Source organism: Falsiroseomonas sp. E2-1-a4, assembly GCF_051433165.1.
Taxonomy (GTDB): Bacteria; Pseudomonadota; Alphaproteobacteria; order Acetobacterales; family Acetobacteraceae; genus Falsiroseomonas.
Map to the genome: position 1 here is coordinate 18,993 of NZ_JBHMFS010000030.1, position 23,554 is coordinate 42,546.

A 23,554-nucleotide genomic window follows, 5' to 3' on the forward strand; every position below is an offset into this window, starting at 1 on the left:
TAAGTTCTTATCAGCAGATGAATCGGAGTCAGCTAGACTAGGCGTATGGCCGCTCCACCCCCCATCCTCGCCCTCCGCGCCTTCGAGGCCGCGGCGCGCCTGCTGAGCTTCCAGCGGGCGGCGACCGAGCTCGGTGTGACGCCCACCGCCATCAGCCACCAGATCCGCAAGCTCGAGGCGCATTGCGGCGCCCCGCTGTTCCGGCGGCGGCCGCGCCCGCTTTCCCTGTCGCCGGCCGGGGAGGCGCTGTTCCCGGCGGTCCGAGATGCGTTCCAGTCCATGGCCGATGCCCTGGCCCGGCTGCCGGCCCGTGCCGCGGCAAGCCTGCGGGTCACCACCACCAACGCGATCGCGGCCCGTTGGCTGCTGCCGCGTCTGCCAGCCTGGCGCCGCGCGCATCCGGACATCGCGCTCGACATCGCCGGCACGGATGCGGTGCTCGACCTGCGGGCCGGCGAGGCGGATGTGGCGATCCGCTATGCGCGCCTGCCTCCGCCCGATCTTTGCACGGTGGAAATCCTACGCGACAGCTTCCAGGTCGTCGCCAGCCCGTCCCTCGTGGGCGATGCCCGGCTACCGCTGGCGCCGAAGGAGATCATCCGTCTGCCGCTGATCGAGGCTGCATGGCCGCCATCGGACGGTCAGGCACCGACTTGGCGGTGCTGGGCCGCGGCGACGCGGGCGCAGTCGGGCGGCGCGCTACCCTCTCTCGCCGGGCGGGTTGCGCTGAGCTTCCAGGAGGAGGCGCACGCAATCGAGGCGGCCATTGGCGGCCAGGGCGTGGCCATCTGCAGCGATGCGCTGGTGGCGGCGGAACTGCGCGCCGGGCGACTGGTGCCGATCTGCGGCCTTCGCCTGCCGGGCTACGGCTTCTACCTCACGCACCGGGCTAACCATCCGCGGCTGCCGCTCATAACCGCCTTTACGACATGGCTGATGCAGGCCGTCGTGCCCATCACCTGAACACCGCCCAGCAGACCCCGAACGCCGCTGTCGCGCGGTGCGCTTCCGGTCGGCCCCGCGCTGCTCCGCGCGGCGGCTACGTCAGGAAGCCAATCATGGCTCAAGTGTCGCGCCGCTTTGCCGCGAAGGCCACGCAGTTCCAAGCCGAAGGATGGAGAACCCCATGCTCACCCTCGACCTCCCGGTCGAGCCGTACTGGCTCGACCTGCCGCGCGGCGTCCGCGTGGAAATCCGCCCCGTGACGACGGCCGTCATGGCCGCGGCCCAGGCCGCCGCCGCGCGCCGCATCGCCGCAATCCGCATCGCCGACCCAGACCTCGACCCCGACATGGCCCGCGGTCTCTCCCTCGCGTTCCTGGTCAAGGCGCTCGCCCGCCACGCGGTGACTGCCTGGGAGGGCGTCGGCGACGCTGCCGGCAAGCCGCTGCCACTCTCCCCGGAGGCGGTCGAGCGCCTGATGGACATGGACGAGATCGCCGCCGCCTTCTGGGATCGCGCCACCGGCCCCGTCGCCGCCGTGGCCCTGGAGGGAAACGCCTAAGGGCTCGCGCCGCCTGGCACTTCGGCCGCGGGCCCGAATACTGCCGCGGCTGCGCCGCCCTCGCGCGCGACTGCGGCACCGAGTGCCCCTACGCCGCGCATGCCCCCACCAGCATCGAGGGGCACGCCTGCTGGTCCGCCGGCACCGCCTGCGCTCAGGCTTCCATGACCGGCCTCACCCTCGACACCGCCGGCGCACTCGCCGCGTCCCGCGAAATGGGCGCCACCGGCTGGGCCGCCGCCGAGCTGTTGCTCGCGCTGCGCATCGGCATGGCCGAGGGCGCCACCACCCACCGCGAGGGGGAGACCAGCTGACATGGCCGATGCCACCCGCCGCGTCTCGGTGCAGCTCTCGCTCGACGACGCCGCCCGGGTCAAGGCCGGCCTGCGCGAGGTCGGCGAGACCGGCCAGCGCTCCCTCGACCAGATCAGGGGCGGTGCAGAGCGCGCCTCCCGCTCCCTCGACCTGCTGGACGTCGCTGTCCGCGGCCTGCAAATCGCGGGCCTCGCCGCCGCGGCGCGCGCCTTTGTGCAGGCCGGCGACAGCCTCACCCAGGGCCTGTCCCGCCTGCAGAACGCCACCGGCTCGATCGAGCGCGCCAGCGAGGTGTATGAGGCGCTGTACCGCAACGCGCTCTCCACCGGCGTCGCCGTCGGCGAGAGCGTCTCCGCCTTCCAGCGCTTCTCCATCGCCGCGCGCGAGATCGGCGCCACCTCGGACCAGGTGGTGCGCCTCGTCGGCGGGCTGCAGCGTGTGGCCATCGTCTCCGGCGCGTCGACGCAGGAGATCTCCTCGGCCACGTTGCAGCTGGCGCAGGCCCTGGCCTCGGGTGTGCTGCAGGGCGATGAGCTGCGCGCCATCCTCGAGGCCATGCCGCTGCTGGCCGAGGGGCTGTCGCGCGAGCTCGGCGTGTCCATCGGCGAGCTGCGCAAGCTCGGCTCCGAGGGCCAGCTTACGGCTGAGCGGGTGTTTCCCGCCCTGCTGCGCGCCACCGAACGCCTGGGCGCGGAGTTCGAGCGCGCGCCGCTCTCGCTCAGCCGCGCCTTTGGCCAGCTGACGGCCGCGACCGACACCTTCCTCGGCCAGCTCGACCAGGCCATCGGCCTGTCCAACGGGCTGGCGCGCGCCCTGGCCGGGGCCGCCCGGGTGCTGGACGGCATTCGCCGCGGCGCGGGGCTTGGCCTGCCGGGCGAGGTGGATGCCGATCGGCGCCGCCAGGCCGAGGAGCTGCGCGCCGCCATCGCCCGCATGGAGGCGGAGGACGATGGCCGCGACAGCCTGCGCGCCCAGCCGCGCCGCGGCAGTATTCGCGGTGGGCTGGTCGGCACCGCCCAGCAGCAGGCGGGCGTCGATCGCGCCGCCCGGCTGGAGGAGCTGCGCCGGCAGTACCTTGAACTGTCGGAGGAGATCACCCGCGGCGAGCAGGCCGCCGGCGAGCGCCAGCGCGCCGAGCACGAGGGTGCCGCCGCCCAGGCCGCGGATTCCCGCCGCCGCCGCGCCGCCGCCGAGGCCGAGGAGCTCCGCAAGCAACTGGACGACCGGTTTCGGATCAACAGCGCCTATGAGGAGCGCGTCCGCCGCCTGCGCGAGGCCGAGGCCGCCGGCGGGCTGACCGCCGCCGACCGCGCCCGCCTCGAAACCCTGGCCCTGCGCGAGCGCGACCAGGCGCTGCAGCGCATCGAGGGCACCACGCGGCGCGTGGCCACGATTCCGCGCCCCGACCGTGAGGCCGAGCGCGAGATCAACGACCTGATCCGCGAGCGCGAGCGGCTCATCCAGAACAACGAGACGGCCTACGAGAAGTACCAGCGCCGCCTGGAGAACCTGGGCCGGCTGGTGGAACGGGCCGAGCGCGCCGGCCGCCCGGTGCCGGACGAGACCATCTCGCGCGAGGCCAATGCCGCGCTGGAGGAACTGGAGCGCGGCCAGCAGCGCGTGCAGGCCGCCACTGAGCGCACCAGCAGCACCGCCCGTGATCTCGGGATGACCTTCAGCAGCGCCTTCGAGGACGCGATCATCAAAGGGGAAAAGCTGTCCAAGGTGATGCAGGGGCTGCTGCAGGACATCGCCCGCGTCATCGCCCGGCGCACCATCACCGAGCCGCTGGGCGATGCGCTGAGCACCGCCCTGTCGGGCTTCTCCTTCGGGAACCTCTTCTCGGGGCTGTTCCGGGCGGAGGGTGGGCCGGTTTCGGCAGGGCAGCCCTACATCGTGGGCGAGCGCGGGCCGGAGTGGTTTGTGCCCAGCCGGGGCGGCACCGTGCTGCCCAACGGCACTGCGCCCGCCAGCGGGCCGGTGATCCACCAGACCATCTCGATCGACGCGCGCGGGGCGGACGCCGGGGTAGAGGCACGGCTGCGGCTGCTGGCGGGGCAGATCGCGCGCCAGGCCTCGGTGATGACGCTGGATGCGGTGCGCCGCGGTGGTGCGGCCTATGAGACGGTGCGGGGGTAGCGGCGATGGTGGAATATGCCTGGCCGGAGCTGCTGCGCCCCTCACGCCTGGTCTTTTACCTGCAGCACAACACGCTGCGCTTTATCTCGCCGGTGACCCGCGCCACCCAGGTCATGCGGCGCGAGGGGGCGCGCTGGGTGGCGGAGGCGAGCTTTGAGCCGCTGAACCCGGCCAGGGCCGGCGTGCTGGAGGGGCTGCTGGCGGCGCTGGCCGGCTCGGTGAACACCGTCCGGGTGTGGGACTGGCGGCGGGAGTTCCGGACCGGCGATCCGCGCAGCCAGGGCGATGTGCCGAGCGGGCCCTACAGCTTCTCGGACGCGACGATCTTCACGGATGGGACGGGGCTTGTGGTGGGGTCGGGCAATCCGGCGCTGGCCGCCGGGGCGCCGCGGGGCGCACTGAGCATCATCACCGCGGGCTGGTGGCCGGGCACGGTGGCGGTGGGGGCTGGGGATCACACCGGGCTTGGCGGGCGGCTCTACATGGCCACCGAGACGGTGGTGGCCTCGGGCGCAGGCACGGCCACCATCCCCATCGCGCCGCCGCTGCGCGAGGCCATGCTGATCAGCGCGCCGCTGGTTCTGACCAGCCCCAGCGTGCCAATGCGGCTGGTCTCTGATGACGAGGCGGCCAATCCGACGCGGCCGGGGCGGTTCACGGCGATCACCATCCGGATGGAGGAAGCACTCTGATGTCCGCCTGCAACGGCACGCTGCGTCTTTCCGCCTGCGCAGCAGCCTCGGCAACCGAGCCGGTGGTGCTGGTGCCTCTCCGGGCTATCCGCGCACAACCCCCCTGACCCTCGCTTGGCACGATGCTGCCGTCGGCGCCGCAGTTTCATCTACAGAGCGCAGAAAGCGCATGTGCCGCCCGCGGCCTCATGGGACGATATCCTTCCACTGAAACTGGATAATTCAGAAAAATTCAACGAAAACACGTCCCAGTCTTGTTAATCTAAGCAAAATCTTTCCATATCCCCGGCCAACTGTAGCTCCGGCACAGCTCGCACGGACGATGGAGGCACTTAAGATGGATTGCTGCAACAGCCTCAACCCCGCTCCCCAGGACGAGACAGCTGCGCGAGGCTTGGGACGGCGAGCCGCGCTCGGCGGAGTTGCCGGCTCGATCGCGCTCGGCGCAGCGGCCAAGGCTCAGGGCGGGCTAACTCAAATCCGGCTGGCCTTCTGCGGCCAGTTACTCTGCGTCGTCCCCTATGAGGTGACCAAGGCTCGCGGCCATTTCCGGGCGGAGGGTCTGGAGGTCGAACTGATTTACACACGTGGCGGTAACCAGGCCATGCAGGCCCTGGTCGGCGGCGCGGTTGATTACGCCGGCACTTCCTTTGACGTCGCGCTGCAGGCCTTTGCGAATGGAGCCGAAATCCGCCGTTTCGCTTCAACCGGCAGGTTGCCGCTATTCGCCCTGGCGACTGCGCCGCGCAGTGCCGACGACATCCGCGATATCCGCGCACTCGAGGGCCGCACCATCGGCGTCTCCGGCCTTGGCAATGCTGACCATGTGCTGGTGATGTACCTGATGAAGCGCGCCGGCGCTGATCTCGCGCGCACCCGCTTCGCCGCCATCGGCACCAACCTGTTCGAGGCGCTGCGCCGTGGCCAGGTTGATGCCGGCATGGTGCAGGAACCGGCGCTGACCCTGGTGCGAGAAGCTGGTGGCCGGGTGATCTTCAACGCGATGGACATCGAGGACGCCAACCGCGTGCTCGGCGGCGCCTTCGAATTCATGGGCGTCGCGGTGCGCGCGGCGGAACGTGATCGCCGGCTTGAGGAGATGCGCCGCCTGTCGCGAGCTTTGACTGCCGGGTTGCGCGACACGCGCGACATCCCGATTGAGGAGGTGGTGGCCGCGCTGCCGCGCGAGCTCATCGCAGGCGGCAATTGGGGCCGGCTGGGCGTGATGCTGGAGCGCTACCGCGGCTCGCTCTATCCGGCTGATGTGCGGATCGACCGGGAGGCGGCGCAGCGCGTCGTCGTCTCGCAGCGCGAGGCCGGGGTGCTGAACCGGGAGCTGGCGCTGGACACGTTGCTCGATACCGCGGTGCTGGAGGGGTGACGGTGCTGCGCATTAATGGCCTGACCCTCGGCTATGGCGGGCCGGAGCCCGTGCTGGCCAATCTCGACCTTTCGCTGAAGGAAGCGCAATTCGCCAGCCTGGTTGGCCCCTCCGGCTCGGGCAAGACCTCCGTGCTGCGCGCCATCACCGGGCTTCAGCGCGCGCAGGCGGGGGTCATCGACCTGTCGGTGCCGCCGGCCGAGGTCGGCTTCCTGTTCCAGGACGACGCGCTGCTGCCCTGGCGCACCGCGGCGCAGAACGTGGCGCTTGGCCTGCGGATTCACGGCATGTCCAAGGCCGATGCCCTGGCACGGGCGGAGGAATGGCTGGCACGCCTCGGCCTCGCCGGATTTGGCGGACGCTTCCCCCGGCAGCTTTCCGGCGGGCAGCGCAAGCGGGTGGCCATCGCGCAGGTGCTGGCGCTGCGCCCCCGGCTATTGCTGATGGACGAGCCTTTCGCCTCGCTGGATGCGATTGTGCGGACCCGCGTTACCCAAGACCTGCTGAACCTGGTTCAGCGGGAGGGCATTTCTGTGTTGCTGGTTACCCACGATTTGGAAGAGTCCATCGCACTATCTGACGTGGTGCATGTACTTTCGAACGGCCCACGGGCGCGTATCCTGGCGAGCCGCCCCGTATCGATAGAGCGGCCGCGCGATCTGGTCGCGACACGCGGCCACCCCGCCTTTGCACCGTTGCTGCGCCAGTTGTGGCGTGACCTGGAAGGCGCATCCAGCCTTCCGGCCGAACCCTTGCCGGAGCCTGTCGCTGCATGAACTCCGCCACACCTATGTTGGAGCGCATCTGGCTGCGCCGTGTACTGGCGCTGTCCTTTCTGCTGCTGCTGTGGGAGTCTGCCGGTTGGGCGGGACTGCTTGATCCCCTCTATGCCGCGCCGCCCAGCGAGGTGGCGCGGGTCGCAGCTGGGCTGTTCGCCGATGGCAGCATCTGGCAGCACCTGCAGGCAACCTTCACCGCAGCCTTGCTGGGTCTCGCGGCGGGTCTCCTTATCGGCATCGTGCTCGGCTTTGCGGCGGCGCTGGTGCCGCTGCTCGCGGCATTGCTGGAGCCGGTGATGATGCTGCTGAACGCGGTGCCGCGGGTGATCCTGGCGCCGCTGTTCGTCATCTGGATGGGCATCGACCTCGCCTCCAAGGTCGCGCTAGCCACGGTGCTGGTCGCGGTGCTGGTGTTCTTTTCGGTTTATTCCGGGGTGAAGGAGGTAGACCAGCGCCTGGTTGAGCGCGTGCGCACCCTCGGCGGCGGTCGCGCCGTGCTGGTGCGGGAGGTCTATGTACCTTCCGTCGTCTCGTGGGTCATGGGCAACCTGAAGGTTGCAGTGGGCTTTGCATTTACCGGCGCCGTCGTCGGCGAGTTTGTCGCCTCCGCCCGCGGCCTCGGCTATCTGCTGCAATTCGCGCAGAGCACCTACAACGCCTCGCTGTCGCTCGCGCTGGTCCTGCTCATCATGGTATTCGTGCTGCTGCTGTTTTTCCTGGCCGAACAACTTGAGCGACGGCTGCTGCGGTGGCGCCAGCCGTGAGCCTCGTCGCCGATTTCATGCCGGGCGAGACCATCACCTTGCGCCCTGGCCTGGAGGTGCCGGACTGGTCTTGCGTGACCGAGCCCACGGCGCGGAGGGCGTTGGCCGACAGCATGGCGGTATCGGAGCGCCGGACGCGCTGGGCCGGCCTCGATGCGGCCGAGGATGCGGTGCGCCGTGCTGTGCTGCGCCACCTCGTCTCGCAGGATGCCGGGCCGGCCATCGCGGATCTCGCCGACGCCACCGGTCGCGATGCGATGGAGGTTCGCAACCTGCTGCGGCGCCTGCAGCAGCGCGACCTTCTTGTGCTGGATCCAACGGAGCAAAACGTGCTCGCCAGCTACCCCTTCAGCGCGAGACCCACTCCGCACCGTGTCTTGCTGGCGGAGGCGACACTGCCGGTGCATGCGCTTTGCGCAATCGATGCGTTGGGGGCCGGGGCGATGCTTTCCGTGGCGTCCCGCATCACCTCAAGCTGTGCGCATTGCGGTACGCAGATCGCAGTGCGGACCAGCGATAATGGGCGCAGCCTGGCCTGCTCGGCGCCTGGGATGGCCGTGGTGTGGTCTGGGATCCGATATTCAGGCGGCTGCGCCGCGACATCAGGCTGCTTGCTCAAGGTCTTTTTCTGCGGCGACGCCCACCTTGATGCCTGGCGACGCGAGGTCGATCCGCACGGTGCGGGCCACAGGCTGACATTGCAGCAAGCGCTGGAGGTCGGCCGAGCGCTGTTCGGACCAATGCTTCAAGGCACGGCATAGCGCTGGTGTTTTAGCCGCCGAGAATCGATCGCCAGAGCGGTGCAGGGGCGGCACGCGGCCGGGGCAGCTCCACCTCAATCACACTCAGTATGCGGAATTCCCTCGATGTTCGGCACACCGCGTCTCTCCGCCCACGCGGCGGCCTCCGCAACTGCGCCGGTCGCTGCCCCCGTGGTGATGGTGGAGCTCGACTTCGCCTCGGGTGCCTTCCGCGCCTGGACCGGGCTCGGCCTGCTGCACTGGGCCGGTAAGGTCTTTGAGGGCGTGGGCTCAATCGGCGCCGTGGGCGAGATCGAGGAGACGGTGGAGCTGCGCGCCGTCCGCCTGTCCCTCGCGCTCTCTCCGGTGCCGCAGGAGGTGGTGGACATCGCCTTGGCCGAGCGCAGCTTTCGGCTGCGGCCGGCCCGGCTGTGGGGCGCGCTGCTCGATGCCGAGGGCGCGTTTATCGCCGACCCGTTTCCGCTGTGGGCCGGGCTGATGGACACCATGCAGGTGACGGACGGTGCCGAACCGCGCGTGACACTCACCTGCGAGAGCCGGCTGGTGGACCTCGAGCGGGCCGAGGTGCGCCGCTACACGGATGCCTACCAGCAGGCCGAGTATCCGGGCGACCGGTTCTTCGAATACGTGCCGGCGCTGCAGGAGGCCGAGATCCGGCTGCCGGCGCGGTAGGCCGAGCCCCCATGCGCCACCCCGACTGGCCGACCGGGCTGGCAGCCCTGCTGTCAGCGGCGGAGGCGCGCGCCTTCCATCCGGGCCAGTGGAACTGCGCCCTCTTCGCGCGGGCGGCCGTGGAGGCGGTGACCGGCACCCGGCCCCGCGTCCGCGTGCTGCCGGATCTCGCCGCCTCCGCGGACAGCGCGGGCTTTCCCCGCATCCCGCCCGCCTTTGCCCGCATGGGCGATGTGGTCCTGGCAGGCGATCCGCCGCGGCTGGGCATCGTCGTGGACGGCGGCCGCGCCGCTTTCGTCGGGCCGCGCGGCCTCATCCGCCTCCCGGTCACTGACTGCACCACCGCTTGGAGGATTGGCTGAATGCCCGCTACCATCCCCCTCATCGCCGTCGTCGCCGGCGGCGTGGCCTCCGCCGCCCTCGGCGGCGGCCTGCTCGGTGCGCTGGTCGGCGCCGGGGCAGCCTTCGTCGTCTCCTCCATCGGCGCCTCGGTCTTTCCGGCCAAGCGCCCGACCGCCCCAACTCGGCCCGGCGACGACCCCTCCGCCCCCGGCGCCGGCCGCACCCAGTCCTTTCGCCAGCCCATCACCGAGCACCAGATCGTCTTTGGCCGTTGCAAGGTCGGCGGGCCCATCGTGTTCATCCACTCGGCACCCGACGACGAGGGCCGCGCCGATGGCTGGTTCTATTCGGTGATGGTGCTGGCCGCGCATCACGTGCGTGGCATCGGCGGTGTCTGGCTGGGCGACACCCTGGCGACCGACGCGAAGTTCGCCGGCCTGGTGCGGGTCGATCGCCACCTGGGCACAATTGACCAGCCGGCCGACGCCAACCTCATCACCGAGACCAGCGGCAAATGGACCGCCGACCACCGCGGTCGCGGCCGCGCCTATGTCGCGCTGCGCCTGAAAATCACGGCCGAGGCCTTTCCCGCCGGCCCGCCCAACATCGCCGCCCTGGTCGAGGGCGCCGACACCATCCTCGACCCCCGTACCGGTGCCTTAGGGTGGTCCGACAATCCCGCGCTGTGCCTGGCCTGGTACCTCACCGCGCCCTTCGGCTGGAAAGCCTCCTGGGACGACATCGACATCCCGGCGCTGATGGCCGCCACCAACATCTGCGACGAGCTGATCGGCACCCGCGCCGGCCTGCACGAGCGCCGCTACACGGTGAACGGCCGCGTCTCGCTCGGCGAGGGCAAGATCGCCATCACCCGCAAGCTCGTCGCCGCCATGGCCGGGGCTATGGTGGTCTCAGGCGGGCGGTTCTTTATCCATGCGGGCGGGCCCGCGCTGCCCTCCGCCACACTCACCTCGGACGACCTGCGCGGCGACGTCACCATCCAGGGAGCCGGCCGCGGCGGGACCTCTTCAACGGGGTGCGGGCGGTCTATGTCGACCCCGCGAAAAACTGGCAGCCCACCGACGCCCCGCCGCTGCTCGCCGCCAACTACGTGGCCGAGGATGGCGGCGAGCAGATTTTTCGCGATCTGGAATTCCCGCTCACCACCTCGGTGGCCACCGTGCAGCGGCTGATGAAGGCCGAGCTGGAACGGGTGCGGCGCCAGCGTGAGGTGGCGTTTCCGGCGAACCTGTCGGCGCTGCGGCTGCGGCCCTGGGATGGGGTGACGGTGGCGCTCGATCGCGTGGGGGCCTTTCCGGCGCGGGTGACCGGCTGGCGGCTGTCGCCGGATGGCGGGGTGGATCTGGCGCTGTCCGAGGAGGACCCCGCCGTATGGAACTGGAACCCGGCGGTGGACGAGCGCGCCGCGGGCGACAGCCCCTCGGTGGTGCTGCCCAACCCGGGCATCATCGCCGCGCCGGCCGCCATTGCCGTGGCAACGCCTGTCACCGCCGCCTTTTGGGCGCTGGGCGTGTCCTGGTCTCCCGTGGGCTCGGCCTTTCTCGCCGGCTACGAGCTCGAGTTCCTGCCGGCCTCCGTTGCCGTCTGGCAGGGCTACGGGGGCGCCCTGGGCGCCACCGCGGCCTCGGTCCCCACCACGGAGCCTACCGCCTTTCGGGCGCGCGCCGTGGCGCGCAGTGGCGCCGTGTCGGGCTGGCGGGAGGCGGCGGTGCCAGGTGCGGTGACCGCGCCGGCGGCCCTCGGCATCACCGGCGGCGTGCGCCTCTCGGGCGGCGTCCCCATCGGCGCCGTACGGCTGCAGGTGTTCGAGGCGGACAGCGCCAGCCTGGCCACGGAGCCCACCGCGCTGCCCTGGGACCGCACCGGCCTCACCACCGGTCAGGCCCGCTGGTATTGGCTCCGCAGCGTCTCGGCCGAGGGCAACGTTTCCGACTTCGCCGGCCCAGTCACCGCCACCGCCCTGTAGGAGACTCGGGAAAAATGCCGGCACGCATCGACGACCTGCTCGTCCTCAACGCCAACCTCAACAAGAGCGACTTCGCGAGGTACCTGCGGGATCGCGAGGCGGTGCTGCCGAATGATTTCGGCGGGCTCGGCGACGGCGTGGCCGATGATCGCACCGCCATCCAGGCGGCCTTCGATCGCGCCGGCGCGGACCAGAAATTCGCGATGATCCCGCCCGGTACCTGGAACGTCTCCGGCACCGTCACCCTGCCAGGCGGGGCGCGCGGCCTGATCATGCAGGGCACCATCCGCTACACGGGCACCGCGCCCACCAGCATGCTGGTGCTGGGCGATGGCGGCACCATCCGCAACGCGGAGAAGCTCTACAGCGGGTTGAACGTCATCCGGCAGACGCAGTCCGACTGGTCCTCCGAGGCCGATATCGGCATCACCGTGCGCAACGTCGATGCCTCGCAGATCGAGCTGCGCCGCGTCGAGGGCTTCACCATCGGCATGCGCACGCTGGGCGATGGCCGCGGGGTGGAGGACAGCACCTTCACGCTCGGGCGCATCGTCAACAACCGCATCGGCCTCGACATTTGGTGCGCCACCGCCACCGCGTGGAACACCTCCGTGCGCTACTATGGCGGCCACTTCGCGCACGCGACCGGGGTGAACGCGGCGCAGGACCGGTTCGGGGTGCGCTTCGGCAATGAGGTCGGCGCCTATTCCAACCACAACCGCCACGTCTTCGACGCGCCGAACTTCGAGCTGCGCCAGGCCGGCAGCAACATCGCCATCCCCTTCCTGAACCAGACCTCGGGCAGCGCCATCATCGCGCGCAACATGCGCATGGAGGCCTGCTCGCCGCTGGCAGCACGGCACACGGCGGGCGCGCAGGATTGCGAGTACGACATCGCCTGGACCAACACCTACCTGGTGGGGATCGACTACACCGCGACGGCCAGCCGCTGCGGCAATGCCGTGATCAACCGCCATCGGGCACCGGCGTCGCGCTTCCAGCGCTTCCTCGCCGGCGTGCCGAACACCCGAGCGGCGGCGTTCCGGCAGTCGGCGACGGAGGTCGGGGTGGAAGGGCTGATCACCATCGCCACCTCGACCACCACCGCAACCTTCATGGCTGATTTCTGCTTCAATGGGCTGACCGACCTGACGCCGACCGACCGCGCGGTGACGCTGGCGGCCAATCGTGGGCTGGGGTGGATGCTGGATACCTCCCAGGCGAAGGAGTTCGCGCTGGCGCATTGGCTGACGAACGGGGCGTCGGGCGGCCGTCTGTTCGTGCGGGTGTTTGATGGCGCTGGAAATGTCCGCGAGGACGTCGCGGGCGACGTGCTGGCCTCGATCACCACGATGCAATGGAACGGGCCCGCCAAGGGCTGGAACGCCGGCGCGCCCATGGACGATGCGAACTTCAATCGGCGCAGACCATCCGCGTCGGCGCATCCGTGGCCTATGCGCAGGTGGGGGTGATCGGCTTCGATGGGCCGATCGACCTGCAGTCGCTGCGGCTCTACGGGCTGCCCGAGGCTGCACCCGCCGTGCTGAACGGGACGCCGCTGTTGACGGGGGCGCTGTTCGGCTCAGGGCGACGGGAGTTTGCGGCGGAGGTATCCTGGGATCTGCCGAGCTTGGCGCCCGGAGCGACATCGCTGCTCGACGTCACCGTGAACGGGGCGCGGGCGGGGGATTTCGCGCAGGCGTCGCTGGTATCGTCGACTCGGTTCATCGAACTCGATGCGGCGGTGTGGTCGAACAACACGGTGCGCATGGTGGCGCGGAACATCTCGGGGGCGACGTTCGATCTCGCGGCGGCGACGCTGTCGGTGGGGGTGGTGAAGCGGCGGGTGCCCTGAACGAGGTCAGAACACGCGATTGGTGACCATCAGCGGCGTATCGGCCAGCACCAGACCCTGCTAACGGGCTAATTGGCGTGCAAAGAACAGCAGCATCTTACGGCCGTCGTCATCGACATGGCCCCAAATCCGGAGCAGCTCTTCGCGCTGATCCGGGCCAGGCCTTTGGCCAGGGACGCGCTTATGCGGCGTGGCCCTTCCTAGGACGGCCATCGATGTGTCTCCACCATCGCGACGAACGCTTCAGCATGGCAGCAGCAGTGTTTGTGGCCAAGGATTCTTCCTTGTGCCAAACAGTCGGCTGCATCTGCAGCACGATCGTCCGGATGCGAAGCACCCGTCACAGTACCATCGTGCCCCCCGCCACCAGCAGCATTCCACTAAGTGTTCGCCCGAACTGCTGGTCCGAAAGCCGGTCAAACAAAGCCAGCCCACACACGGTCCCGAACAGCGCCGGTGCCACGGTGAGCAGCAGCTCCGGGTCGGCGCTGGACAACGCCCTACGCCCCGGGTCCATCACCTGCAACAGCAGCAGTGCCGCGACCTGCATCATCAGGATGTACGGCTGCGTCAGTCCGCGCGCCGCGCCCCGACCAAGGCCGCGCACGCCGCACCAAACCACCACCGGCGCCGCCGGGAACGCAAGAAGCCCGCCCGCGACTCCGCCTGCGGCTCCGACCAGCACCTGCGCCCAGCGCGGCCCCGCGTCCTGCGGCGCTGACGGTGGCCGCCAAAGCATCCAGGTGGCAAAGACCATCAGCAGCGTACCCAGAAGGAGGATGTGGCCACGACCGCTGATTTGCAGCAGCAGCATCAGCCCCAAGGGCAGCGTTGCCAGGCCGCCGAGCAGGAACGGCACCCCGCCCCGCCAGTCCAGGTCCCGCCACAGGTGGAGTACCGAATAGCCTTGCATGGCGATGCTGGCGACCAGAATGATCGATACGATCCGCATCGGTTCATCGACCAGATGCACCAGCATCACTGCGCAGATGGGCGCGAAGGCGAAGCCCGCGATCGATGCGACGGCCGACGCCAGGAACACCGCTAGCAAAGGCAGCAGCATGTCCAGTCCCGGCCAGATCGCGCCGACCGTCCCGGCGTAGGCCACCGCCGCCAGTGTGCAGCACCCGAGGACCGAAAAAGGAGAATCGCGGCGCGGCACCGCTCCCGTCGCATCACGCTGCATGGCGCGCGCCCATGGTGTCGTGCCGCACGGTTGGCGCCCGGATTGGCCGCGTGTGCCGGGTCGATCCTCGCGGATCTGCAAGGCAGCACCTCACCGCCGACCGCCCAGCAGGCTCGCCGCGCAACAGTTCGCGACGTCGCCGGCGGAAAGCACCAGCGTCCGCAGTCGTACTCTGGCTCCCGCGGCGCTGAGCGTCCGGCCCACGCTGGCGCAGCCATCCGGTTCATCGGCCGAAGTGGCCGTGCCATGCATCAACAGCACCGGCCCACCCCGCATCGCGGCCCGGACAAGCCCGCAGCAGCCCGGATACAGCAGCGCCCGCGTGGCGACCGGCCCGGAGCATTCCGCCGCCATCCGGGAGCCCGCGCCAAAGCCCAGCAGACCTCTGGGCTGGCCCGCCACCCGCGGATGGCGCGCCAGCGCATCGAGCAGGGCATTGAGGGAATCAGCCTCGAAAGCCTCGATTTCCAGCACAGCGACACCGGTGCCGAGCGATTGATCAGTAGAGAGGCCGGCGCGGCCATCCGGCTCAAGGGCATCGTGCAGGGCGGAAACGTGCGGTGTCTGCCAATCGGGCGCGCCCGGCGGCACGACCAGGATACCTTTGGCGTCGTCGGCGCGAAACATCCCGATCTCGCAGAAAGGCTCAGGCGGCTGTTCGCGCGTGGCCGATGCGGGCGCGGCGTGGCCCAGCAGCAGCCCAACCAACAGGCACAGCGCCGGCCAATTACGAAGCGCAGTTTCGAGTGGAGGGGGAGTGGCTGACATCGGCGTGCTTCAATCCAGTCATCCCGTGGAGGCATGCGCGCCTGAGCGCGGCAGCCAACGATGCGAGTCCATGTTGGGCGGGGGCGGACCAACGACGGACCCAAGGCCCCCGCCTTTCGAAGCGCCGGTGCGTTCAGCGAGCGCGGGGCTCGGTGCCGGTGAACGAGACCTCTGTCGTCGTCCCTGCCAGGCCGGCGCGGCGGCAGAGCTCCCAGACAAGCTCGCTCGACGACGCAGCATGCGCCCTCGATCCCACTACGATCGGCCCACCGGCGCGGACGAACCCGACCGTCTCCTCGGTGGCCACGTAGAAGACGGCGAAGCCGACGACCTCATTGGTGCGCCGAATAGCGCCACAGGCGACATAGCCGCTGACGCCAGGGCCGGGCTCGTAGGGGTACGCCACGAGGGACTGCACGACCGCTCCGGGAATGGCATCCGCGAGAAGGCTGCGGGCATCGTCCTCTACCTCGGCGCCCTCCCACAGCACGTCGGCACGGGGCAGGGCCGCGGTGGCGAACCCGTCCGGCGCTGGCAAGTCGATCAGCTGGGACCGTGTTTCCAGCGTGAGCGGGTAGGTCCAGGCCTGCTCTCCCCCGGCCGCACAGAACGCGGCCACCGCCAGCACTTTGGTCCAGATCCTGTGCATACCGACCTCGCCCACAAACCGTCGCCTAATCAGTCGCACGAGCGCGCAGGGCGATCAGGAAGCGAAGACGAAAGATTCACGAAACCGGCCCCTTGAGGCGGGGGACGGCGAGCCAGCGCCGGCGTCCGAACGTCTCCTGGGGGGCGCAGGGCGCGCGGGGCAATCTCGGTGACGATCATCTTGAACGAAGCCAAGAAGGGGCGTGAAGCGCCAGCCAGCGGCTGCGACCGAAGCCGCCGCCGCGGAAGGACAGAAAGCCCGCCAAGGTGACGATGTGGCCTGCCGCTATCGCAGCGGCTCGCTTCCTGGCGCTCCCGGCTGGCGCAGCGGCTAGGCGCTTACGCTGCGGTGGGACAGGGTCGACCTCGCCAGGCGCAACGCCCGCTCGCCGGAAACCAATGCGGGCGAAAGCCTCCGCCCCCTCTCCGCCGCCGCCTGCGACGTGCTGCGAGCCCAAGGGCAGGGCGCCCTGGATGCGCAGGTGTTCCCGCCCTCGCGCGACGACGGGACGATGACCGGCTTCCCCCTCCCTGTTCGCGCGCATCGCGAAGACGGGCGGGCTGCCGGCCGACGTGACGCCGCACATCTTGCGGCACTCCTTCGCGGGCCCCGCCAACGGCGGGCAGCCTAGGTTGGCTGCTCAAGGCGGACGTGCAGCGACAGGCACCGAATACGGGATGATCTGCGCTGTTGCAGATGTTTCATGCGATCGCGTTCGCGACGGGCAGGAGGTGGCGCCAGCGCTGCGTTGCGATAGAGTGTGTCCGTTCCGGCTAGCTGGAAGGCCCAGGGACACGCGCGGGATGGGCGTAGGCAGGAATGGAGACCAAGGCGCGCGCGCACCGGATCCGCTTCGGCCACTGCACCCTCGACGAGGGGCTGGGCGTGCTGTTCGCACCCGACGGGGCGGAGACGCTGCTGCGCCCGAAGACACTGGAGCTGCTGCGCTTGCTGCTGCACAACGCCGGCCAAGTGGTGACGCGCGACGAGATCATGGAGGCGGCCTGGCCCGGCGTCTTCGTCACAGACGACAGCATAACGCAGTGCGTGGTGGAGCTGCGCAAGGCGATGGGCAAGGGCGGCGCCGGACTGCTCAGGACGCTGTACCGCCGCGGCTACCTGCTGCAGGCCGAGGTGGCGGCGGAGCGGTCGGACGGCCACGCCGCCGGGGACGGCCCGGCCGGGCTGCCCGACGACCGCCCCTCCATCGCGGTGCTGCCCTTCCGCAGGGGCGTCGCCGACCCGCAAGAGGCCTATTTCGCCGACGGCATCATCGAGGGCATCGTGCATGTTCTCTCGGGGCTCGAGCGGATCGTCGTGGTCTCGCGCGGCTCGTCGCTGGCGGTGGCGGAGACGACGGTCGACCCGCGCGATGTCGGCCGCGCGCTCAGCGTGCGCTACGTGCTCTACGGCGGCGTGCGGCGCGCGGGCAAGCGGCTGCGCATCACGACGGAGCTGAGCGAGACGGACACCGGCGCCATCATCCGCAGCGACCGCTACGAAGGCGATGTGGACGACCTCTTCGCGCTGCAGGACCTGATCGCGGAGCGGGTGGTGACCACGATCGCCCCCGAGGTGCGCCAGCGCGAGCTGGCGCGGGCGATGCGCAAGCCGCCCGCGAGCCTGACCGCCTATGAGCTGGCGCTGCGCGCGCTCGACGAGATGCGGCAACTCGACCGCGCCGCGATGGAGCGCGGCCGCGCGCTGCTGGAACAGGCGATCGCCGCCGATCCCGGGCACGGGCTGGCCTACGGCCATCTCGGCTGGTGGTACGTGTTCTGGGTGGCGCAGGGATGGTCGGACGACATCGCGGCGGACCAGGCCGCCGCGACGCGCGCGACCTCCGCCGCGCTGGAGCGCGACCGCAACGACAGCCTGGCGCTAACGGCGCGCGGCCTGCTGGTCGGCCATATCGAGCGGGACTTCGACCTAGCGGAGCGCCTGTTCGACCAGGCGGTCGCCGCCAGCCCGAGCTGCGCGCTGGCCTGGAGCGGCGGCGCCGCGCTCCGCAACTGGCGGGACGAGGGCAAGGAGGCGGTCGCCTGGGCGGAGCGCGCCGTGCGCCTCGCCCCCGTCGATCCCTTCGCCTTCCTGCACGAGCATATCCTGGCCCAGGCGCACTACACGGCCGGGAACTGGGAGCAGGCAATCGCATGGGGCCGCACCTCCATCGCCTCCAACCCCCGGCACCAGGCGACATGGCGGGCGCTGATCGTCAGCCTCGTCGCGGCCGGCCGTATGTCCGAGGCTCGCGAGGCCGCGCGGCGCCTGCTGGAGCTGGATCCCGGGTTCAGCCTGCGCGGCTTCGCGCTGCGCACCACGCTGCCGCCCGCCGTGCGGGTCCGCTTCTTCGATCAGCTTCGCCAGGCCGGCCTGCCCGAATAAGGGGCGCGCCCTCGTTTCTGCTACCATCGCGATGCGGACCCTCGCCGATCTGATCGTGACGGAGAGTCAGCCGGTGCCGTGGAGATCAAGGATCTGCGTTCGAGGATCCAGCGTATCTCTCCGTCCGGACGCAGTATGCGGTACTCCGACACCACCGGCTCGCCACGTGGCTGGGCCACCTTGCGGGCATTGACGATGCCGCGGTCGTCGGGGTGCAGCGTCGCCTCAAAGCGGGAGAAGTCCGCCAGCAACTCCTTCGCGGGCTGACGCCAAGGCTGCTCGTAGCGCGGCGGTCATGCCGCGGACACGTCGGCTCTCGACAAGGCAAGTTGCAGCGACAGACAGAACGCAGGCTGCGCCGCAGGTTGAGCTGGCGCTTGGGCGCGGCCCTCCGGCTGGGCCGCGCAAGGCCAGCAGCAGTTCTGGGTGGCGCGAAGACTAGCCTGGACTCCGTTCCGAGGTGAAAGGGTTGATATGAGCCATCGACATCGACCCGCCTGCCGGCCCGTGGCCAAATGGGGCGCTCAGCGACCGCTTGTAACCGGTCGCACCTCCTCCGCCAAAACATGAGCTGGTCTGCGGCATCTAGCGCAGCGCTTAAGATTTCCCCACATAAATCCCCACTTCGAGGTGCCGGCTTTGGGCGGCCTGCAGCGAACCGGCGCGGGCGTCTGGCAGCCTTGATGCCGCACGGCATTTTGCGGACTTCGTAGAAGAGGAGGCTCCGCCAGGCGCTGGAGCGGCTGGACCCGCTGTGGGAGGAGCTATTCCCCGCGGAGCAGGCGCGCATCATCCGCTTGCTGGTCGACCGAGTGGACATCGGGGTGGGCGGCGCCGACGTGCGGCTGAAGCTGGAGGGGCTGGCCAGCCTGGCGCGGGACCTGGGCCGGGCCACCCGCCGAAGCGCCCAGGGCGGCAGCATGACCGGCGCCGCGCAGATGCTGACCGTGCGGGTGCCGCTGGCGGTCCGGAAGCAGCGCGGCGGGCGAAAGCTGGTGCTGACGCCGGGCGGCATGGCGTCCCGCGGCGTCTCGGCTGCGGACATCACGTTGGTGAAGACGCTGGCACGGGCGTTCCGCTGGCGGCGGATGATGGAGGCGGGCCGCTATGGCACGATCGACGAGCTGGCGGCAGCCGAGAAGATCAACTCGTCCTACGTCTCGCGCCTGCTGCGCCTCACGCTGCTGTCCCCCGACATCGTCGAGGCGATCCTGGACGGGCGGCAGTCGGATGAGATGACGCTGCCGCGGCTGATGGAGCCGTTTCCGGTGGAGTGGGAGGCACAGCGCGAGCCACTCCCAGTTGGCTGAGCCAGCGACAGTCGGCGCCGCAAAGGCGTATCGCCGGGCTTCCTATTCCAATGGAGACGCCGAATGTGCGACGGGTGCAGCGAGCGCACTATGATCCAAGATTTGTCCATGTAACCAGTCGAATATTCGGCGACCGCCCTCCGTGCTGTCGCAGTGCTTTTCCAGCATCTGAAATGTCGCGCGCTTTAAGAACGCCGAATCTGTTAAGCCTTCAGGTATGATTATCTCGGTGAATTCGCGAAGCACACTACGCAGTAATTCCGGGCTGCCCGCATCATGCGGCTGCCGAGCAGCCCATTGACAAAAATGATCGATCCAGCTTCGAAAATTCGGATTTAGTGACGACTCCCGGTATCGTTCTGAGATCGCGAAGATTGAGTCCCAAGTCTGAAGTTTTTCAGGATCTCCGCCCTCCCATTGGATGGCCCACTCGGGACAGGTCACGAGGTCAACGCGCGGACCTTCGAATGGACGACTAGCATTCAACGACAGCGAAATTGTAGGACTGTCGTATGGATCGCAACAGGTACGGCGCTTCCCAGTCGCAGGGTTAACAAATATGTCCTGTCGAAATTTGTACCGCGAATTACACTTCGTGCCCATCGGGGAGAGATTTCGAAAATTTACCCCTGGAAAAGAATAAGCGGCGATGGGAAGGTAGTGATCCAGCGCTTCCCGTTTTTGACCCGGCGCATCGAGCAATTCTACACCACAAAAGGCACAAATCTTGTATTTCAAATGCTCGTACACGAGCTTATAGTTCGCGTCGCGCAGACCCAGGTCGGTTAAAAGGTCGAAGGCAAGTTCGAAGATATTTTTTACTGCCCTGCCCATATCTTCTGGAAGATCGGATATGCCAAAGCAAGGCTGGCCATCGTCGAAGATGGCTGGAAACGCATTGTGTCTTCTCATCGCATCATGAACACGGACTCGATCTGCAGCTCCTAACGCTTGATAGCAATCAAGGAACGCAGCCCGTCGGCTTTTTAGGCCGTATTTTTTCCGGAGTTTTTCGCGGCGTTTCAGCGGAATGCATGTGGGCCAGCGCGAGCGCGGCTGGCCAGCATCTATCGCAGCCATGTCGGAGGCTAACATCTCGGTTAGAGTCTCGTGCAGCCAGTTATCCTGAAATCCAGCTGGCGGGTATGAGAATAGCACTACGTCACACGCCCCTTTTTTAGTTGACGCAGACGGTCAGCGACAAACGATTTTTCTACCGACGCTCCCAACGGCGGTAGTGCGGCTTCCAGCTTTCCAATGTCATTGCTGTCCAGGAGCCCTCGATTTCATCGCGGGCAAGCTGTGACAGGGGCGGCCTGATCTCGAAGCAATGCTCCAGGATGCGGTCGAAGTTCGCGCCGAACGTTTCGATCTCTGGGTTGCTGACCTCGAGTGTGTGGCCCTGCCGCTTGAAAATTAGCACTTGTTCGCGGGAAATGTCAGCCGGAACGAATGGGGCATGTGACGTGAGCAGGACATCTTGCTCGCCGCGTTCCACATGCAGATTAAGAAAGCGTTTCACGAACTGCACGCGCCACTGGGGATTGAAGTGCGATTCCGGCTCGTCGAGCAGAAACAGCGCGTTTTGTTCGATGATCATCGAAAATAGGCCAAGGATCAGCGATTGCTGATGTTCGCCGTCAGACAGCGCGACATAGTCTACGGGCGTCCGGTCGGCCTTGTCAGAGCAAGGATGGAACCGGACTTCTTCGAACGCGAAGACCATGTCGTCCTGCTGAGGTTCGGGCAAGCGGGTAGCAAATCGCCTCTCGCGTACAGCCTTGCGCATACGTTCCCGCGCGGATTTGGGGATTACAAGGTCGTTGAGTAACGCAAATTTATGCAAGGACCGATAGAGGTCGAGCGCGCTGTGGAAAAAGTGCGAAAGGGCCTGCCGCGTCGCGCCGTCGACGAAATAGTCAAACGTGTAGGACTCAGTCTTCTCGTCCAGATGCCAGCAAGTGGCTGACCGCTTCAGCTTTCGCAGGATATCTTCAAGCTCCCCCGTGAGCTGTATGCCCTTACGACCCCCGACCTTCTTTGCTGAAGCCGGGGCTTTGGGCGCTGCGGAGTGCGCCATTCGTATGACGCACCGGCATGAGGCAAGGTCCTCAAGCCGGGCGTGCTGAAGGATGTCCTTGCGCACTTCCGGTTTCGCCATCGTCAGGTTGGCGAACAGGACTTCAAGGTTGGTCCCATAGTCGATTAGCAATGCGCGGTTGTCAGGCGGCGGCTCGGCTGGCGCGGCCTTTGCTAGCGCCGCCGTCGCCACCGAATTGGCATAGCCCGCACGGCTCACCATGAAGGGCAGGCTCATCGTTTCATTGTCACCGGACGTGTAACCGATGATCAGCGACGGCAAATGCCTCCCAAAATCCGATGTTCCCAGCTTGACCGAAATCCAATCGTCGCCTTTCTGGACGTGGAGTTCGATAGGACCAGCGTACTTACCCTTGGCCGTCCGGGACAACTTCGTCAGTACATAAGGATCGTCTGTGCTTGGCCTGATCAAGTACTCTAGTTCAAAGATCGCATCAGAATTTGCCGAGTCCCGCTCTTCGCCTGGTGCATGGGCGTGCCAGGCCGCCTGAAATATCTCGGCTACAAGCTGTAGAAACTGAGATTTTCCCGAACCATTCGGTCCGATCAGGCATAACGGTTCAAGCGGTTGATTGTTTGTTTCCGTCTCCGCCCGCCCTAGCCAGATATCGGCCCAATCGAGCAGGCCGCCGCATTTTGACGCGCGGGTGACCTGAAGGCGTCGAAGCCTCATGCCGCGACCCGCTGGATAACCATTACTTCTGCCTCGGCATCGAAATGCTGCTGCAAAGCAGGGGATGGGCCGGATAGAAGCTCAAACAAGGCATCGCGCAAAGTGTCATGGGGCATCAAATTGCGCATGGCTATGGCTTCAAAGGGAAGGCCAGTCGTCGGCCACTTTTCGCTGTCCTTCAAGAGCCGGTCGCGCGCCGCCATTGGTTTATCCAGCATCAATTGCTCTTTCGATCTATTTGGCTTCCGCCCACGCCCGCTTGTCGGCTTTTCGCCTCCGGCGTCACCCCCTGCCTTGGTCCGCTCCAGCAGTATGTTGCCAGGTTCATCGTTGGGGTCCTGGGGGACCAATTCACCGCGGAAGGCTCTGGTAAGGATGCTCTGTTCCAGGCGGTCCAGGAGCGCGAGAGCGCGGGTGGCTTGTCGCTCGGCTTGTTCGATTGCAGCGAGGCCTTGGTTGAGACGGTCCACGATCAATTGCTGCTCGGCAAGAGAGGGAAGCGGGATGAATAGAGACTTCAAGATTTCCCCGTTAATCCCGGGCCGGGTTTGGCCACGAATGTTCGCACCCATATGTTCGAGTGCAGCCTCACAGCCGCGCAGCGCGTTCATCAAATAATGCGGATTGACGAGCCGGGGATCCACCGAAATACGATAAACATGTTTGGTTATGATGGCGGTTTCGATATCCGCTGGCACCACGCAGCACCGGCCGACGGTCGCCATCACGGTGATGACAACATCCTGCGGGCGCGCCTGGAATCGCGCGAGCTGCGCAAACTTCTCGTCGCTGATCCGGTTCTGCGAACCAGGGGAGAAGCGACCATCCTGCACATTGTCGATACCGATGACCAATCGACCAGTATCGGTGAATTCGGAATGCAGTAATGCGCTACCAAAGGGGCCGCTTTGGATCGAGCGTGGGATGTCAGACGCGATTTCCTCCACGCAGGCCCATGCCCAGCCAGAAGGAATCTCGGGGAACGCGGCGCTTGGCGTTGGTATGGCCTCAAGCGCCTCCCGCCGGCGGCGGTCGTGTATCGTCTTGCGACGGGCTGCGCGCACCCGTTCGAGGTTTTCTTTGCCACTCGGGTCACCGGGTTTGGCAGGTCCACCTGTTGTCAGTTCGCCTCTGAATGCGGCTGCGAGGAGGGCGCGGCGGTGTTGCTCTGCCAGCGGCGCGATGCGTTCGAGGTCGGCACGGGCACGGCGGGTGCGGGCGAAGAGCGCCTCGATCCGCGCCACGATCCGGCGCTGTTCGGGGAGGGGTGGGAGCGGAATCGATGCAGCTAA

General features: G+C 67.9%; 23 protein-coding genes. 16 read left to right on the forward strand and 7 right to left on the reverse strand.

The window, feature by feature from the left end; genetic code table 11:
• The first annotated feature begins 45 nt into the window (after positions 1 to 45).
• The 14 genes from ACFHNC_RS22495 to ACFHNC_RS22560 all read left to right on the forward strand — a co-directional run bounded on the left by ACFHNC_RS22495 (position 46) and on the right by ACFHNC_RS22560 (position 13,191).
• Positions 46 to 963, forward strand: coding sequence for a LysR substrate-binding domain-containing protein (locus tag ACFHNC_RS22495; protein ID WP_437171485.1), 918 nt, complete (start codon positions 46 to 48; stop codon positions 961 to 963).
• 163 nt (positions 964 to 1,126) lie between these two features.
• On the forward strand, positions 1,127 to 1,504 hold the full coding sequence (locus tag ACFHNC_RS22500; RefSeq protein ID WP_437171486.1) for a hypothetical protein: 378 nt from the start codon (positions 1,127 to 1,129) through the stop codon (positions 1,502 to 1,504).
• A 164-nt stretch (positions 1,505 to 1,668) separates the two neighbouring features.
• The gene (locus tag ACFHNC_RS22505) at positions 1,669 to 1,818 is read left to right on the forward strand and encodes a hypothetical protein (protein WP_437171487.1); all 150 of its coding nucleotides are present in this window, start codon (positions 1,669 to 1,671) and stop codon (positions 1,816 to 1,818) included.
• A gap of 1 nt (position 1,819) precedes the next feature.
• Positions 1,820 to 3,958: a tape measure protein gene (locus ACFHNC_RS22510; RefSeq protein ID WP_437171488.1), complete on the forward strand. Its 2,139-nt coding sequence runs from the start codon at positions 1,820 to 1,822 to the stop codon at positions 3,956 to 3,958.
• Between the two features lie 5 nt (positions 3,959 to 3,963).
• Positions 3,964 to 4,650 carry a hypothetical protein gene (locus ACFHNC_RS22515; protein ID WP_437171489.1) on the forward strand — a complete coding sequence of 229 codons (687 nt, stop codon included), beginning with the start codon at positions 3,964 to 3,966 and terminating at the stop codon, positions 4,648 to 4,650.
• Positions 4,651 to 5,044: 394 nt separating this feature from the next.
• Positions 5,045 to 6,031 (forward strand): ABC transporter substrate-binding protein, encoded by a 987-nt coding sequence (locus ACFHNC_RS22520; protein ID WP_437171490.1) that lies wholly within the window; start codon positions 5,045 to 5,047, stop codon positions 6,029 to 6,031.
• A gap of 2 nt (positions 6,032 to 6,033) precedes the next feature.
• Positions 6,034 to 6,807 (forward strand): ABC transporter ATP-binding protein, encoded by a 774-nt coding sequence (locus ACFHNC_RS22525; protein WP_437171491.1) that lies wholly within the window; start codon positions 6,034 to 6,036, stop codon positions 6,805 to 6,807.
• On the forward strand, positions 6,804 to 7,574 hold the full coding sequence (locus tag ACFHNC_RS22530; RefSeq protein ID WP_437171492.1) for an ABC transporter permease: 771 nt from the start codon (positions 6,804 to 6,806) through the stop codon (positions 7,572 to 7,574). The genes ACFHNC_RS22525 and ACFHNC_RS22530 overlap by 4 nt, the downstream gene beginning before the upstream one ends.
• A complete protein-coding gene (locus tag ACFHNC_RS22535) occupies positions 7,571 to 8,335 on the forward strand; it encodes an alkylmercury lyase family protein (protein WP_437171493.1) in 765 nt (254 codons plus the stop codon). The genes ACFHNC_RS22530 and ACFHNC_RS22535 overlap by 4 nt, the downstream gene beginning before the upstream one ends.
• A gap of 105 nt (positions 8,336 to 8,440) precedes the next feature.
• Positions 8,441 to 9,007 carry a hypothetical protein gene (locus ACFHNC_RS22540; protein WP_437171494.1) on the forward strand — a complete coding sequence of 189 codons (567 nt, stop codon included), beginning with the start codon at positions 8,441 to 8,443 and terminating at the stop codon, positions 9,005 to 9,007.
• An 11-nt stretch (positions 9,008 to 9,018) separates the two neighbouring features.
• Positions 9,019 to 9,369: a DUF6950 family protein gene (locus ACFHNC_RS22545; RefSeq protein WP_437171495.1), complete on the forward strand. Its 351-nt coding sequence runs from the start codon at positions 9,019 to 9,021 to the stop codon at positions 9,367 to 9,369.
• A 494-nt stretch (positions 9,370 to 9,863) separates the two neighbouring features.
• Positions 9,864 to 11,336, forward strand: a complete 1,473-nt coding sequence (locus ACFHNC_RS22550) for a phage tail protein (RefSeq protein ID WP_437171496.1) — start codon at positions 9,864 to 9,866, stop codon at positions 11,334 to 11,336.
• Positions 11,337 to 11,350: 14 nt separating this feature from the next.
• Complete coding sequence (locus ACFHNC_RS22555; RefSeq protein ID WP_437171497.1) at positions 11,351 to 12,808, forward strand: hypothetical protein; 1,458 nt, start codon at positions 11,351 to 11,353, stop codon at positions 12,806 to 12,808.
• Entirely contained in the window at positions 12,784 to 13,191 is a 408-nt protein-coding gene (locus ACFHNC_RS22560; RefSeq protein WP_437171498.1) for a hypothetical protein, read from the forward strand. Before ACFHNC_RS22555 ends, ACFHNC_RS22560 begins: the two co-directional genes overlap by 25 nt.
• Positions 13,192 to 13,531: 340 nt before the next feature.
• Here ACFHNC_RS22560 and ACFHNC_RS22565 read toward each other — a convergent pair whose 3' ends face one another.
• The 3 genes from ACFHNC_RS22565 to ACFHNC_RS22575 form a co-directional block, all read right to left on the reverse strand.
• The gene (locus ACFHNC_RS22565) at positions 13,532 to 14,377 is read right to left on the reverse strand and encodes a sulfite exporter TauE/SafE family protein (protein WP_437171499.1); all 846 of its coding nucleotides are present in this window, start codon (positions 14,375 to 14,377) and stop codon (positions 13,532 to 13,534) included.
• A 90-nt stretch (positions 14,378 to 14,467) separates the two neighbouring features.
• Positions 14,468 to 15,085 (reverse strand): hypothetical protein, encoded by a 618-nt coding sequence (locus ACFHNC_RS22570; RefSeq protein WP_437171500.1) that lies wholly within the window; start codon positions 15,083 to 15,085, stop codon positions 14,468 to 14,470.
• A gap of 193 nt (positions 15,086 to 15,278) precedes the next feature.
• Positions 15,279 to 15,794: a hypothetical protein gene (locus ACFHNC_RS22575; protein WP_437171501.1), complete on the reverse strand. Its 516-nt coding sequence runs from the start codon at positions 15,792 to 15,794 to the stop codon at positions 15,279 to 15,281.
• Positions 15,795 to 16,613: 819 nt separating this feature from the next.
• Here ACFHNC_RS22575 and ACFHNC_RS22580 point away from each other — a divergent pair.
• Positions 16,614 to 18,179, forward strand: a complete 1,566-nt coding sequence (locus ACFHNC_RS22580) for a winged helix-turn-helix domain-containing protein (protein ID WP_437171502.1) — start codon at positions 16,614 to 16,616, stop codon at positions 18,177 to 18,179.
• Positions 18,180 to 18,199: 20 nt separating this feature from the next.
• On the opposite strand, the gene ACFHNC_RS22585 is transcribed toward ACFHNC_RS22580, so the two are convergent.
• Complete coding sequence (locus tag ACFHNC_RS22585; protein WP_437171503.1) at positions 18,200 to 18,430, reverse strand: PAS domain-containing protein; 231 nt, start codon at positions 18,428 to 18,430, stop codon at positions 18,200 to 18,202.
• A 546-nt stretch (positions 18,431 to 18,976) separates the two neighbouring features.
• Between ACFHNC_RS22585 and ACFHNC_RS22590 the strand changes: the two genes are divergently transcribed.
• A complete protein-coding gene (locus ACFHNC_RS22590) occupies positions 18,977 to 19,489 on the forward strand; it encodes a hypothetical protein (RefSeq protein WP_437171504.1) in 513 nt (170 codons plus the stop codon).
• A 42-nt stretch (positions 19,490 to 19,531) separates the two neighbouring features.
• Here the strand turns inward: ACFHNC_RS22590 and ACFHNC_RS22595 are convergent, their stop codons facing one another.
• From ACFHNC_RS22595 to ACFHNC_RS22605, 3 genes are all read right to left on the reverse strand, one after another.
• Positions 19,532 to 20,584 (reverse strand): hypothetical protein, encoded by a 1,053-nt coding sequence (locus ACFHNC_RS22595; protein WP_437171505.1) that lies wholly within the window; start codon positions 20,582 to 20,584, stop codon positions 19,532 to 19,534.
• Between the two features lie 118 nt (positions 20,585 to 20,702).
• Positions 20,703 to 22,262, reverse strand: coding sequence for a restriction system-associated AAA family ATPase (locus ACFHNC_RS22600; RefSeq protein ID WP_437171506.1), 1,560 nt, complete (start codon positions 22,260 to 22,262; stop codon positions 20,703 to 20,705).
• Positions 22,259 to 23,554 (reverse strand): restriction endonuclease subunit S (locus ACFHNC_RS22605; protein WP_437171507.1); only part of this gene is annotated, 1,296 nt, incomplete at its 5' end. The genes ACFHNC_RS22600 and ACFHNC_RS22605, both read right to left, overlap by 4 nt.

Bases quoted from the DNA above. Each gene is read 5' to 3' on its own strand.
- ACFHNC_RS22495 (WP_437171485.1), top strand. From the start codon at position 46: ATGGCCGCTCCACCCCCCATCCTCGCCCTCCGCGCCTTCGAGGCCGCG.
- ACFHNC_RS22500 (WP_437171486.1), top strand. From the start codon at position 1,127: ATGCTCACCCTCGACCTCCCGGTCGAGCCGTACTGGCTCGACCTGCCG.
- ACFHNC_RS22505 (WP_437171487.1), top strand. From the start codon at position 1,669: ATGACCGGCCTCACCCTCGACACCGCCGGCGCACTCGCCGCGTCCCGC.
- ACFHNC_RS22510 (WP_437171488.1), top strand. From the start codon at position 1,820: ATGGCCGATGCCACCCGCCGCGTCTCGGTGCAGCTCTCGCTCGACGAC.
- ACFHNC_RS22515 (WP_437171489.1), top strand. From the start codon at position 3,964: ATGGTGGAATATGCCTGGCCGGAGCTGCTGCGCCCCTCACGCCTGGTC.
- ACFHNC_RS22530 (WP_437171492.1), top strand. From the start codon at position 6,804: ATGAACTCCGCCACACCTATGTTGGAGCGCATCTGGCTGCGCCGTGTA.
- ACFHNC_RS22540 (WP_437171494.1), top strand. From the start codon at position 8,441: ATGTTCGGCACACCGCGTCTCTCCGCCCACGCGGCGGCCTCCGCAACT.
- ACFHNC_RS22545 (WP_437171495.1), top strand. From the start codon at position 9,019: ATGCGCCACCCCGACTGGCCGACCGGGCTGGCAGCCCTGCTGTCAGCG.
- ACFHNC_RS22550 (WP_437171496.1), top strand. From the start codon at position 9,864: ATGGACCGCCGACCACCGCGGTCGCGGCCGCGCCTATGTCGCGCTGCG.
- ACFHNC_RS22555 (WP_437171497.1), top strand. From the start codon at position 11,351: ATGCCGGCACGCATCGACGACCTGCTCGTCCTCAACGCCAACCTCAAC.
- ACFHNC_RS22565 (WP_437171499.1), bottom strand. From the start codon at position 14,377: ATGCAGCGTGATGCGACGGGAGCGGTGCCGCGCCGCGATTCTCCTTTT.
- ACFHNC_RS22575 (WP_437171501.1), bottom strand. From the start codon at position 15,794: ATGCACAGGATCTGGACCAAAGTGCTGGCGGTGGCCGCGTTCTGTGCG.
- ACFHNC_RS22580 (WP_437171502.1), top strand. From the start codon at position 16,614: ATGGAGACCAAGGCGCGCGCGCACCGGATCCGCTTCGGCCACTGCACC.
- ACFHNC_RS22595 (WP_437171505.1), bottom strand. From the start codon at position 20,584: ATGTTAGCCTCCGACATGGCTGCGATAGATGCTGGCCAGCCGCGCTCG.
- ACFHNC_RS22600 (WP_437171506.1), bottom strand. From the start codon at position 22,262: ATGAGGCTTCGACGCCTTCAGGTCACCCGCGCGTCAAAATGCGGCGGC.